The organism is Nocardia sp. CA-129566 (assembly GCF_050956075.1).
GTDB lineage: Bacteria > Actinomycetota > Actinomycetes > Mycobacteriales > Mycobacteriaceae > Nocardia.
Genome location: NZ_CP192085.1, coordinates 2,019,371 through 2,034,306, shown reverse-complemented (window position 1 = coordinate 2,034,306; position 14,936 = coordinate 2,019,371). Strand labels below are relative to the sequence as shown.

Here is a 14,936-nt window from a genome sequence, read left to right as displayed (position 1 = left end):
AAATGCGTCTGAATGCGTCAGCTCAGCTGAGGTTGTCGATGAAGTCGAAAAGCTCACGGTCGTCGGCGGTGTCGAGGCTGTCGAGGCCGTCGGAGTCCATTTCGACGGCGTCCTTGCCTTCGAGCTGGCGCAGCAGCACGGTCAACCTGCGTGCCATGTCCGAACGGTGCTCGGGTGACAGCTCGGCCGTGGCGCAGCTGCGCGTCAGCGAATCGATCTCGGCCGCAATCCGTTCCACGGGGTCATCGGCGGGGGCGATCTGTTGGTATACGAAGCCGGTCAGTGCTTGCGCGGTGGGATAGTCGAATACCAGCGTCGCGGGCAACTGGAGACCGGTCGCCTTCACCAACTGATTGCGGAATTCCATGACACTGAGCGAATCGAAACCGATGTCCTTGAACGGCGTATCCGGTGCGATCGACTCGACACCGTCATGACCCAACACCGCCGCCGCCTGAGCACGAATCACCTCGAGCACAACACTTTCCTGCTCGGCCGGTGACCGACCCGCCACCAGCGCCGCCAACGTCGAAGACTCGCTCACCGCACTGGTCACTCGACGACGCGACGGCCGCACCAAACCACGCAGAATCGAGCGACCATCCTCGGCGAGCGCGGAGTGGTCGATCCGGACAGTCACCACATCCGCACTGCCACCCACCAAGGCCGCATCGAACAGCGCCATACCGTCCTCGATGCCCAGCGGCGGGAAGCCATCCCGGCGCAACCGGGCGATATCGGCCGCACCGAGTCCACTGGTCATCCCGGTGCTCTCGGCCCACAACCCCCACGCCATCGACGTCGCGGGCAAACCGTTGACGTGCCGATACTGCGCCAACGCATCGAGGAAGACATTGGCGGCGGCATAGTTCGCCTGACCCGGGTTGCCGATCACCCCCGCAATCGACGAATACAGCACGAACATCGACAGATCCAGGTCTTTGGTCGCCTCGTGCAGGTTCCACGCCGCATCTACCTTCGGACGCAGCACCTCAGCGATCCGCTCCGGCGTCATGGTCGCCAGCAAGCCGTCGGACAGCACACCCGCCGCATGCACAACACCGGTCAACGGATGCTGCGCCGGTATCGCCGCCAACGCGCCATCCAGCGCCGCTCGATCGGCCGCATCACAGGCGATCACATCCACCTCCGCGCCGAGCGCGACGAGCTCGTCGCGCAGCTCGGCCGCACCGGGTGCCTCCGGGCCACGCCTACCGGCCAATACCAGTCGGCGCACGCCATGCTCGGTGATGAGCTGACGCGCGACCACGGCGCCCAATCCGCCCGTACCGCCGGTGATCAGCACGGTGCCCTCGGGCCGCAGCGGGGTCGGCACGGTGAGCACGTTCTTGCCGATATGCCGAGCCTGACTCATATGCCGGAACGCTTCCGGCGCGTGGCGCAGGTCCCATGCGGTGACCTGCGAGGGCGCCAGCGCTGCGGCTTCGAATAGCTCGACAACGGTCGTCAGGATCTGTCCGAGCCGATCCGGCGGCACGTCCAGCAGCATGAAGTGGTGGTAATCCACCCCGGGATGATCAGCGGCCACCTGCACCGGGTCGCGCTCGTCGAGGTGACCCATCTCGATGAACTTGCCGCCGTGCGGCATCAACCGCAACGACGCGTCCACGAAATCGAGCGTCAGCGAATTCAATACGATATCCACGCCGCGACCGTCGGTGGCCACGAAGACCGTCTGCTCGAAGTCCAGGGTGCGCGAGTCACCGATCTCGGAGTCGTCGAATCCCAACTCGCGCAGCACGTCCCATTTGGGTCGACTCGCCGTCGGCAACAGCCGCAAGCCCAAATGCCGAGCCAAATGGATTGTCGCTATGCCGACACCGCCGGTGGCCGCGTGCAGCAGCAGTGTCTGACCCGGTTGTGCCCCAGCCAGATCGACGAGGCCGTAGTAGGCGGTCGCGTACACCACCGGTACCGCGGCGGCCTGGGCGAACGACCAGCCGTGCGGCATCCGGGCAATCAGTCGCCGATCGGTCACCGTCACCGAGCCGGCACCCGAGGTGAATCCGAAAACCCGGTCACCGGGCGCGAATTCGGTCACATCCGGCGCCACTTCCAGCACGACACCCGCACCTTCGACACAGATGGTCGCGCTGATCGATTGGGATGCGGCATTCGCATCCGACACCATGCCCAAGGTGATCAGCACATCGCGGAAGTTCACGCCCGCCGCACGCAGCGCTATCCGAACCTGACCGGGCTCGAGCGCCCGCAACTCGTCCGGCGTCTCCACCAGAGCGAGGTTGTCTCCGGTCAATGTGCCCTTGCCGAAATGGGTCAACGCCCACGCCCGCGACCGCACCAGGTCACTCGCACCCACGATGTCGCCGACACCGCGGCTCAATCGGGGCGCATGCACCGCCCCGCGCCGGATCGCCAGTTGGGGTTCGCCACCGATGGTCACAGCCACGGCTACCGCACGCCGATAATCGGCCCAGTCATCGACATCGACAACGAGAATCCGGTCCGCGTGCTCGCTCTGCGCCGTGCGCAGCAAACCCCATACCGCCGCGGCGAACAAGTCCACCGACTCTCCGGGATGCGTCGCCACTGCGTTACGGGTCACCACCACGATCCGCCCGTCCCGCGCCAGCAGCTGCTGCAGTCGCACGGCCAGCTCGGTGACCGAATCCCGCACCGCCACCGGGAGATCGCCGCAAACCGGTTGGTCGAGCCGCACCACCGTCGCACTCTGTCCCGCGATCGTGACGGCTTCATCGTCCTGCGCGGGATCCCAGATCTCAGCTCCGCTGAGCTCATCCTCGGGGGCGGGCAGTGCCACCCACTCCACCCGGTAGCCGATACCGTCGCTGCGACGGCGGGCAGTACCCAGCAGCGTGTCGGTCGAGAGCTGCCGCAGCGTCAGCGCCGCCACCTCGGCCACGGTCGTGCCAGCGCCGTCGGCGACGGTCACCGCGATCCGATCACTCCCGGAGAGAACCGCTCGTACCCGCAGCGACGTCGCCCCGCTCGCATACAGCTCGACGTTCTCCCACGAGAACGGGACGGCCACCTGACCGGGGGGCGTGTCGGGAAGCAGTTCACCCAGCAGGATCGCGTGCAGTGCGGCATCCAACAAGGCCGGATGCAAACCGAACTCCGCACTGTGCGACCGGGCTTGCTCCGGCAGCGCAACCTCGGCGAACACCTCACCGTCGCGCCGCCACAGCGCCGTCAGTCCCTGGAAGACCGGCCCGTACTCGTACCCCCGCTCCGCCAGATCCGCATAGGCGCCATCGACCCGCAACGCCGTCGCACCTGCGGGCGGCCAACTGGTCATACCCGGGTCGACCGGCGGTGCATCCGTCTGGGCGGTGAGCGATCCGACGGCATGGCGGACCCACTCGTCGGATTCATCGGCGCCGAACGCACGGGAGTACACCGACACCGGCCGCGCGTCGGTCTCATCCGGTCCGCCTGCCATGACCCGCAATTCGACCGCTCCGGTGGCAGGCACCGGCAGCGGCGCCTCGAGCACCAGCTCCGCCACATGCGGGTACCCCACCAGCGTTCCTGCGTGCAGCGCCAGCTCCACGAGGGCGGCGCCTGGCAGCAAAGCGACTCCCGCGACGGCATGGTCGGCCAGCCACGGATGACCGGCCAACGAAAGCCGACCCGTGAACACCACATCCTGTGAATCCGGCAGTCGCAGCATCGCACCCAGCAGCGGATGTCCGGCTTCGTCCAAACCCGACTGCCGCACGTCCGGTGTGCCACTGGGCTGCAGCCAATGCCGCTTGTGCTGGAACGCGTACGTCGGCAGGTCCACCCGCGCGGCAGTCGGGGCCAACGCCTGCGCAGCCACCTCGACACCGACACAGTGGGCCTGCGCCAACGCCGCAGCAACCTGCTCCGGCCCCCCTTGATCACGCTTCAACGTGCCGAAAACAGCCACCCGATCGGCCAACCCGATCGCCTCCGCGGTGAGCTCGACACCCACCGTCAACACCGGATGCGGGCTCACCTCGATGAACGCGTTCACCCCCGACCGCGCCAACACCTCCACCGACTCCGCGAATCGCACCCGCTCGCGCAACCCCCGATACCAATACCCCGCATCCAACACCCCGGTATCCACATAGTCCGCGAACACCGTCGAGAAGAACGGCACCGAACCCGACACCGGCACAACGGCAGCCAACTCCGCCAACACCCGATCCCGGATGGACTCCACCGCCTTGGAATGCGACGCATAATCCACCGGAATCCGTCGCACCCACACACCGTCGGCGGCACACGCCGTCAAGAACTCGTCCAGAGCCGACGCCTCCCCGGACACCACCGTCTGGTCCGGACCATTCACCGCCGCAACCGAAATCCGGTCACCGAACCCGGCCAACCGCTGCGCAACCGCGTCGGTGGTCAACCGCACCGATGCCATGCCGCCGTCGCCAGCGAGTTCCTCGGCGACGATCTGGGAACGAAGGGCGACCACCCGTGCACCATCCGAGAGCGACAGTCCGCCCGCGACCACGGCCGCCGCGATCTCGCCCTGCGAATGTCCCAGCACCGCGGCGGGTTCGACCCCGCTCGCGCGCCATACCCGCGCCAACGACACCATCACCGCGAACAGCACCGGCTGGACCACATCCACCCGTTCCAGCGACGCCGCGCCCGGCTCCCCGCGCAGCACCGCGGTCAACGACCAGTCGACGAACGGCGCCAGCGCGGCCTCGCACTGCGCGATCGCACCGGCGAATACCCCACCCCCGGCCAACAACTCAGCGGCCATCCCCAACCACTGGCTCCCCTGACCAGGAAACACGAACACCACCCGGCGCGACACAGCACGGCCCGACACCACACCTCGCTCCTCGACGGGCTGCGTTGCCGACTCGGCCAACCTCGCCAAACCAGCCTTCAGATCCGCCGGGCCCCGGCCGACCACCGCACCACGCCACTCCATCTGCGAGCGGTGCCGCAACAACGAATGCGCGATATCCGCCGGATTCGCCTCCGTATGCGACTCCAGCCACTCCCCGAGCCGAACAGCCTGCTCCCGCAACCCCTCCCGGCTCCGCCCGGACAACACCCACGTCGAGGTCGGGCTGTCGGGCTGGAAGTCCGACTCCCCAACCACCGCAGGCGCTTCCTCGACGATCACATGCGCGTTGGTGCCGCTGATCCCGAACGACGACACCCCCGCACGACGCACACGCCCATTACGCCGCCACGGCCGAGCCTGCGTCAGCAACTCGACAGCACCCACCGACCAATCCACGTGCGGGCTCGGCTCATCCACATGCAAGGTCCTCGGCAACATCTCGTGCCGCAACGCCTGCACCATCTTGATCACCCCGCCCACACCGGCGGCCGCCTGCGAATGCCCGATATTCGACTTCAACGACCCGAGCAGCAGCGGCTGCGACCGGTCCTGCCCGTAGGTGGCCAGCAGCGCATTCGCCTCGATCGGATCACCCAACGGCGTCCCGGTACCGTGGGCTTCCACCGCATCCACATCCGACGGTGTCAAACCGGCATCGGCCAACGCCGCCGCGATCACCCGCTCCTGCGATGGACCATTCGGCGCGGTCAGACCATTGGACGCACCGTCCTGATTCACCGCCGAACCACGCACAACGGCAAGAACCTTGTGGCCCAAGCGCCGTGCGTCCGACAACCGCTCCACCACCAGCATCGCCGCCCCCTCCGCCCAGGTGATCCCGTCGGCCGCCGCGGAAAACGACTTGCATCGAGCATCCCGAGCCAAACCACGCTGGCGCGAAAACTCCACGAACACCATCGGTGTCGCCATCACCGTCGCGCCACCCACCAGCGCCAGTGAGCTCTCCCCCTGGCGCAGCGCCCGGCAGGCCGTATGCAATGCCACCAGCGACGACGAGCACGCCGTGTCCACCGTCAACGCGGGCCCCTCCAAACCCAACGCATACGACACCCGCCCCGACGCCACACTTCCCATGACACCGGTTACGGCATATCCCTCGACCTCGGGCCCGGCCTCGCGGGTCAGGGCCTCGTAGTCCTGGTACATCACGCCCGTATAGACACCGGTATCGCTGCCCCGCAACGAGACCGGGTCGATCCCCGCATGCTCCAATGCCTCCCACGACACCTCGAGCAGCAGCCGCTGCTGCGGATCCATCGCGGACGCCTCCCGCGGCCCGATCCCGAAGAACCCCGCATCGAAATCGGCCGCATCCCGCAGGAATCCACCCTCGCGGATGTAGGACGTCCCCGAATGCTCCGGATCCGGATCGAACAGCCGCTCCAGATCCCAACCCCGATCCGACGGAAACTCGCTGATCGCATCGGTGCCCGACAACACCAGATCCCACAGCTCGTCCGGCGATGCGACACCACCCGGATACCGGCAGGCCATACCCACAATCGCGATCGGCTCGTCCGCGCGGACCCGGCGCACCGTCTTCTCGATCGCTTCGTCCACCGTCTTCGGTTCGACGCGCGACTGCACGAACTTCGCCACCGCCGCCGGGGTCGGGTGATCGAACACCAAGGTCGACGGCAACCGCACCCCCGTCGCCTTGGCCAACTTGTTGCGGAACTCCACACCGCCCAGCGAGTCGAAACCCATTTCTTTGAAAGGCTTTTCGACATCGATCAGGCCCGGCGAGGTATGCCCCGATACCGCGGCCGCTTGCTCCCGCACGACCGCGAGCACCAGCTCAGCGCGTCGATCCTCCGGCACAGCGGCCAACCGGGCAGCCAACGAGCCTGCCGCCGGCTGCGCCGAGCGCGGTGCCTGCCGCACGAATCCGCGCAGCACCGCGGAAACTGCGGCGGCATCGGACTCACGACGCACCGCACTCGCATCGAACCGGATCGGAGCCAGGTGCGCGTCGGAGCGAGCGACCGCCTCGTCGAACAGACGCACGCCCTCGGCATCGTCGAGTTGACCGAGTCCCATCCGTTCCCAGCGCGCCACGGCGGTGCGGTCCAGCTCGCCGGTCATCCCGCTGCCCTGATTCCACGGCCCCCACGCCAGCGATGTCGCGGCCAGTCCCGTTGCCCGCCGCTGCTGCGCCAGCCCATCCAGGAAGCCGTTCGCCGCGGCATAGTTACTCTGCCCGGCCGAGCCGACCACCCCTGCGATCGACGAAAACACCACGAACGCCGACACATCCCGGTCACGGGTCAGCTCGTGCAGATGCCACGCCCCAGCCACTTTTGGTGCCAGCACCCGATCCACCTGTTCGACGGTCAACGACTCCACCGTGCCGTCATCCAGGACCCCCGCGGTATGTACGACAGCCAACCCGCCATCAGAATCAATGGTGTCCAGCAGGTTTCGTACCGCGTCGCGGTCGGTGACATCGCACGCGACGACCCGGGCGTCAGCGCCGGCCTGCGCCAATTCGGCAACCAGCGCAGCAGCACCGGGCGAATGGAGTCCCCGCCGCGAGGTCAATACCAACCGGCGCGCGCCATGCTCCGCGACGAGGTGGCGGGCGAACAACGCACCGAGCCCACCCGTGCCGCCGGTGATCAACACCGTCCCGTCTCCGAATGGCACCGGCACGGTTTCCGCCGACGCGGAAACCCGCGTCAGCCGAGGAGCCAGCATCTCCCCGGCGCGCACCGCGACCTGTGGCTCACCCGAGCGCAACACCGCCGCGATCCGATCGGCTGTCAGCGGCTCCGCAGGATCCTCGTCGACCAGCACGAACCGCTCCGGATGCTCCGACTGCGCACTGCGCACCAATCCCCACACCGAAGCAGCGGTCAATTCCGGAGTCTCGCCGATCAGCCCGGCCCCGCCCCTGGTGAGCACCACCAGCCGGACATCGGACAGATGTTCTTCGGCCAGCCACGATCTCAGCATTGCCAACGTGCCGTGCACCCCGGCCCGCACCATGCTCGGATCGAGCGCCGCGGGATCATCGGCGGAGTGTGCGGGTGCCCGCCAGACAACCACACCCGGAACATATTCGGCCGCAACAACATCGGAAACCGAGCGGTAAGTCTCATCGATCCCCGCCACGCTCGCGCCCGACAGCGCGGCCATGGCCGGCGCGGACCGGTCCGAATCCGGCCGCATCGACTCCCAACGGACCCGATACAAGCCTGCCCGGTCCGCGGACCGCACGCCGAGGGCTGCGATGGCGATCGGCCGCAGGGTCACGGCAGCGACCTCGACAACGGGAACACCATGAGAATCACTGAGCGACAACGTGATCCGTCGATTTCCCGCCTCTGGCCCGGCCGGTGTCAACCGGACCCGCACCGAGGTGGCTCCCACGGTATGGACGTCGATGTTCTCCCACGAATAGGGCACCAGAATCTCATCCGGCGCGGCGGAGTCGGCCAGCCCGCCGAGGAGAATCGCGTGCAGGACCGCATCCAGCAGCGCCGGGTGCACCCCGAACCGGCCGGCCGAAGCCTGCCCCGCAGTGCCGTGCGCCTGCTCCGGCAGCTTCAACTCGGCGAAGACCTCGCCGTCGTGCCGCCACAGCGCGGTCAGTCCGCGGAAGGCCGGTCCGTAGCCATAACCGCGCTCGGCCAATTCCGTGTAGGCGTCCCCGATCGCAATGGGCAACGCTCCGACCGGCGGCCAACTCTCGGTGCGCCAAGTCTGCGACGACGGCGCAGGTGCCACAAGAGTTCCCGTGGCATGGCGAATCCACTCGGCCCGATCCGATTCGCCGTCCTGTTGTGGACGCGAATACACCGACACCAATCGTGAACCCACAGCATCGGGGCCGGCGACCATCACCCGCAGCTCGACAGCGCCCGTCGTCGGCACGATCAACGGGGCGGTCACGACCAGCTCGGCCAGCCGCGGACTCTCGACCAGCGCCCCGGCATGCAACGCCAACTCCACGAACGCTGTACCCGGCAACAGCACCGACCCACCGATCACGTGATCGGCCAACCACGGATGACTCGACAACGACAACCGGCCCGTCAACACCACCCCGTCCGAATCCGGCAACCACACCGCCGCACCCACCAGCGGATGCTCGGTACTGTCCAGACCCGACATCCGGACATCTCCGGTACCCGCGACGGCGGCCAGCCAGTACCGCCGGTGCTGGAATGCATACGTCGGCAACGGAACCCGACGCATCTGTCGCCCTGCGAACCACGCACGCCAATCCACCCGCACACCGGATGTGTGAGCGTGCGCCAGCATCGTCAAGAACTGTTGGGGCTCTTCGTGATCCCGACGCGCGGCCGCGACCACCACCGAGGCCGACTCCATGTCCTCAGAAAGGGTCTGCCGCGTCATCGCCGCCAGCACCGCGTCGGGCCCCACCTCTAGGAATCGACGCACACCCGAGGCAATCAACGTCTCGATGCCCGGCGCGAATCGCACTGCTGTCCGCACGTGCCGCACCCAGTAGGCAGGTTCGAGCACTTCGTCCCCGGCAATCCGACCGGACACATTCGACACCACCGGCAGGCGTAGCCGGTTGTATGTCAAATCCTTTGCGACCGACTCGAATTCGGCCAGCATCGGCTCCATCCGATGCGAGTGAAAGGCATGGCTGACCCGCAGCAGCGACGTCTTCGCGCCACGCTCGGCGAATCGGGCCCCGATCTCGGCGACGGCCGCCTCGTCGCCCGAAATCACAAGGGCCTCAGGCGCATTCACCGCAGCGACGGACACTCGATCGGGATACCGAGCGACGACATCGTGCACTTCGGCTTCGGATGCTCCGATGGCCAGCATCGCACCACCCTCGGGCAACGCACCCATGAGACGTCCGCGCGCCGCCACCAACCGGCAGGCGTCCTCGAGCGACCACAGGCCGGCGAGGTACGCGGCCGCGACTTCTCCGATCGAATGGCCGATCAACACGTCCGGGGTGACGCCGAACGATTCCAGCAAGCGATACAGCGCCACCTCGAAGGCGAACAGTGCGGGCTGGGTGAACTCGGTCCGATCCAGCACCGTGGCATCGGTACCGCCGAACATGATGTCGGTGAGCGAACGCTCCAACACCGGATCGAACTGGGCGCACACCGAGTCCAATGCGTCCGCGAAAACCGGGAACGCCTCGTACAGGCCAGCGCCCATACCGATCCGCTGTGCACCCTGACCGGTGAACAGGAATGCCGTCTGCCCTGAACCGACAACGCCTTCGATCACACCGGTGCCGGTCCCCGATTCGGCGAGATTCGCCAACCGCTCGAGCAACTCGTCCCGATCGCGACCCAGGATCACACTCCGCGAATCCAACTGCGCCCGCGTCGTCGCCAGCGAATAGGCCGCATCCGCGATGTCGACCCCCGGCCGCTGCGACAACCATGCATGCAGCCGGGCGGCCTGTGCGCGCAGACCTGCCGCGCCCTTACCCGACACCAACAACGGGGTGAGCGGCAGGGGGATTTCGATGTCGCCCTCGGCAGCCGCTACCGGTGCTGCCGGTGCTTCTTCGAGGATCACATGCGCGTTGGTGCCGCTGATCCCGAACGACGAAACACCCGCCCGACGCACCCGATCTCCGGCGATCCACGGTTCGGCTTCGGTCAGCAGACGCACCGCGCCCGCAGCCCAATCCACGTGCGGCGACGGCGTTTCGGCATGCAGCGTCCGCGGCAACCGCTCGTGCCGCATGGCCTGCACCATTTTGATCACACCGGCCACGCCGGCGGCGGCCACTGTGTGGCCGATATTCGATTTCAGGGAACCGATCCGCAGTGGTCCCCGATCGCCGCGATCTTGTCCATAGGCGGCGATCAAGGCCTGTGCTTCGATCGGATCACCCAGCGTCGTGCCGGTCCCGTGCGCTTCCACCGCGTCCACATCGACCGCCGAGATCCCCGCATTGGCGAGGGCCTGTGCGATCATCCGCTCCTGCGACGGACCGTTCGGTGCGGTCAGACCGTTACTCGCGCCGTCCTGGTTCACCGCACTACCGCGAATAACGGCCAGGACGTCGTGGCCGAGCCGCTGTGCATCCGAAAGCCGCTCCAGCACAAGAACACCCGAACCCTCGGACCATGCCACACCGTCAGCCGCAGCAGAGAAGGCCTTGCAACGACCGTCACGTGACAGGCCGCGCTGGCGGGAGAAGTCCACGTACAGATACGGGCTGGCCGCGACGGTCACGCCGCCGGCGAGAACCAGCGAGCTGTCACCCTGACGCAGTGCCTGGCACGCCAGATGCAACGCCACCAGCGACGACGAGCACGCGGTATCCACCGTCACCGCCGGACCTTCCAGTCCGAACAGGTATGCGACACGGCCCGAAATGACGCTGTGCGATGTGCCGGTCAGCCGGAAACCCTCCAGGTCACCGGTCACCAGTCGCGAGTAACCCGACGAGCAGGCACCGACGAAGACGCCGGTATCGCTGCCCCGCAGAGACATCGGGTCGATGCCCGCGTCTTCCAAAGCCTCCCACGAGGTCTCCAGCAGCAGCCGCTGCTGTGGATCCATCGCCAATGCTTCGCGGGGGCTGATGCCGAAGAAGCCGGGATCGAAATCGCCTGCGCCGCTGAGGAATCCACCGTGACGCGTGTAGACCGTTCCCGGCTTGTCGGGGTCGGGGTCGAATAGCCGGTCCAGGTCCCAACCGCGGTCGGTGGGGAATTCGCCGATCACGTCCCGGCCCGCGTCCATCAGGTCCCACAGGTCCTCGGCGGACCGCACACCACCGGGGAATCGGGCGCCGATGCCGACGATGGCAATCGGTTCGTCCGTTGTCGTGCGCCGCGCTACCCGGTGCCTGCCCCGGTCCGTGCCGCTGACCCGCGCGCGCAGCAGTGTCGCAACCGCATGAGCGGTCGGGTGGTCGAAGATGAGCGACGCCGACAGCGGTACTCCGGTGGCCCGCTTCAGTCGGTTCTGCAGCTCCACCCCACTCATGGAGTCGAAGCCGAGCTCAGTGAACGGCAGGTCGGGCCGAATCGACTGGGCCGACTCGTGGCCGAGTACGGCAGCAGCATGCTCGCGCACGATATCGAGCACTACGGTGTCGCGCTGATATTCGGGGGTGGCCAGCAATGTGCGTGCCAGCGGTCCGTCGTCCCACGCTCCGGTCTGCTCGCTACCCTCGGTAGTTTGCTCCTCGGTTGCCGTAACGACATCGGATACGACCGGGAAGCCACCGGAAGCGGTCGGCACACCGGCCCAGAGGTTGCGGCGCTGGAACGCATATGGCGGCAGGTCGACCCGGGCTCCACCGGAGACCAGCGCGCGCGGATCCACCCGCACACCGGCGCAGTAGGCCTGTGCCAGTGAGGCCAGGAATCGTTCCGGGCCGCCCGCACCGCGCCGCAACGATCCGACAACCGCTACGCCCTCGGCGGCACCGACCGCCTCGGCGGTCAGGCCGATGCCCATCATGAGCACCGGATGCGGACTGGCCTCGATGAATCCGGTGATACCGTCCGCGATCAGCGCCGTAACAGCATCGGCGAATCGAATCGGTTCCCGCTCCGACCGATACCAATAGTCGGCGTCCAGTTCCGCCGTATCCAACCGGTCGGCGAATACCGTGGAAAAGAACGGCACCGACCCGGATTGCGGACGGATCGGCTCCAGCTCCGCCAGCAGCCGAGCACGGATCCGCTCGATCGCCTTCGAATGCGACGCGTAATCGATCGGAACCCGGCGGGCCCACACACCGTCGCGGGCGCAGTCCGCGAGGATGTCCGCCACCGCCGCAACGTCACCAGACACCACACTTTGCGCCGGGCCGTTCACCGCCGCCAAGGACAGCCGATCCCCATACGCCGAAAGACGTTCTCGGACCGCATCCGCGCCGAGTCCGATCGAGACCATACCGCCGTGTCCGGCCAGCTCATCGGCGAGCGCCCGGGACCGCAGCGCCACCACGCGCGCCGCATCGGACAGCGACAGTCCACCGGCAATGTAGGCGGCGGCGATCTCGCCATGGGAGTGGCCGATCACCACGTCCGGCTCCACGCCGGCCGCTCGCCACATCCGGGCGAGTGAGACCATCACCGCGAACAGCGCCGGCTGCACCACATCCACACGATCCAGCCGTGGCGCGTCACTGCCGCGACGCAGTACCGCCGTCAGCGACCAATCCACATACGGCGCAAGCGCCGCCTCGCATTCGGCAATCGACTCCGCGAACGCCCCACCCGAATCCAGCAGCCCCAGCGCCATACCCTCCCACTGGCTGCCGTTCCCCGGGAAGACGAACGCGACCCGGCGCTGCTCGGCCCGACCGGTTGTCGGCTCGACCGCCACGGCGGGCGCGGTCGGGTCGGCCAGGGCGGCCAACCCGGCCAGCAGCTCCGCTCGATTCCCCCCGACGACGCTGCCGCGCCACTCCATTTGGGCTCGCGTGGCCAGCAGCGAGTGCGCCACATCGACCACATCCAGCTCCGGATGGCGCAGCAGCCACTCCCGCAGCCGGGCCGCTTGCGCACCTATGCCGCTCTCGCTGTGAGCCGACACCACCCACGGAACCGCACCGACCGCGCCGTCGATCGTGGGCGCGGCGGATCCCACGGCAGGCGCCTCCTCCACGATCACGTGGGCATTCGATCCCCCCATACCGAACGACGAGACGCCCGCCCTACGCACGTTGGCCACGGGCCAGCTCTCGGTGCCCGTCACCACGCGTAGCCCCAGGTCCGCGAGCGGAATTCGCGGATTCGGTGTCTCGAAGTTCAGGCTGGCCACTACTTCTCGGTGGGTCAGGCAGAGCACGGTTTTGATGAGGCCCGCGATACCGGAAGCACCTTCCAGATGCCCGATATTCGTCTTGACCGATCCGACGGCCAGCGGCGCACCCTGCGCCCGGCCCACCCCGTAGATGTCGCCGAGCGCGGCGGCCTCCACCGGATCACCGGCCGGTGTTGCGGCGCCGTGCAGTTCGACGTACTGCACCGACGGTGCTTCGACGCCTGCCGCGGTCAGCGCGGAGCGGATCGCCGCCGCCTGCGCATCCCGACTCGGGGCGGTCAGCACTCGGCGTTCGTTCCCGGTGTTGACCGCACTGCCGCGGATCACCGCATGAATCCGGTCGCCGTCGGCGACCGCCTGCGCCAGCGGTTTCAGCACCACCACGCCGCCACCCTCGCCGCGCACGAACCCGTCGGCCCGCGCATCGAAGGTGTAGCAGGCGCCGAGCGCCGACTGTGCGCCGAACTGCTCGATACGCTCACTGCTCGTCGGTGACAGGATCAGGTTCAGACCACCGGCCAGTGCCACGTCGCTCTCACCGCTGCGCAGGCTCTCACAGGCCAGATGAACCGCGACCAGCGAGGACGCCTGGGCGCTGTCGACCACGATGCTCGGGCCGGTGAAACCGAAGTAGTTCGAGACGCGGTTGGCGATGATGCCGCGTCCGACACCCCACAGCGAGTGGCGGCTGACGCCCGGGCCACCCCGCGAGGCCAGGACTTCGGCGAAATCGCTTCCGCTGCAGCCGAGGAACACACCACACCGCCGAGCATCGCGCGCCGTGGCGACCAGGCCAGCGTCCTCGAGCGCCTCCCAGCTCAACTCCAGTGCGAGCAGCTGCTGCGGATCGATTGCGCGTGCCTCATTGGGCGAGACCCCGAAGAAGTCCGCGTCGAACTCCCCTGCGGTGTCGACGAATCCGGCCCGCTCGGTGATGCTCCCCCGCCCGGGGGGAGCTGCGCCGATCGCGGCGCGCCCCTCCTCGAGCAGACGCCAGAAACTGTCGAGATCGGCCGCGCCCGGCATTCTGCAGGACATGCCAACGATAGCGACGGCAAACGCCGATCCGGTCAACTCTGACCATCCTTTCTCAAGGCATGCTGTGTCCCCCCGTAAGCATCTGACGTGTGTGTTTGTTGCCGGTCACCGTGTCCGGGGACGTTTGCCGATCGCCGCGCCGACACGGCGTTCACGATCGGGCGTTCCCGTCGCGCCCCTGGACGATGGCGCGCGGTGGATGAGACCACCTGCCGCGACAGCCATCCGGATCGCAGAGCAGATCATGCCACCATCAATTCGTAGGTCTAACTAAAGTTTTTGTAAATTT

Annotated in this window: 1 protein-coding gene; it reads right to left on the bottom strand. The window is 67.6% G+C overall.

Annotated features, from left to right (window positions below):
• Window positions 1–22: 22 nt before the first annotated feature.
• On the bottom strand, window positions 23–14,683 hold the full coding sequence (locus ACQP0C_RS09205; RefSeq protein WP_433732449.1) for an SDR family NAD(P)-dependent oxidoreductase: 14,661 nt from the start codon (window positions 14,681–14,683) through the stop codon (window positions 23–25).
• Between the last annotated feature and the right edge of the window lie 253 nt (window positions 14,684–14,936).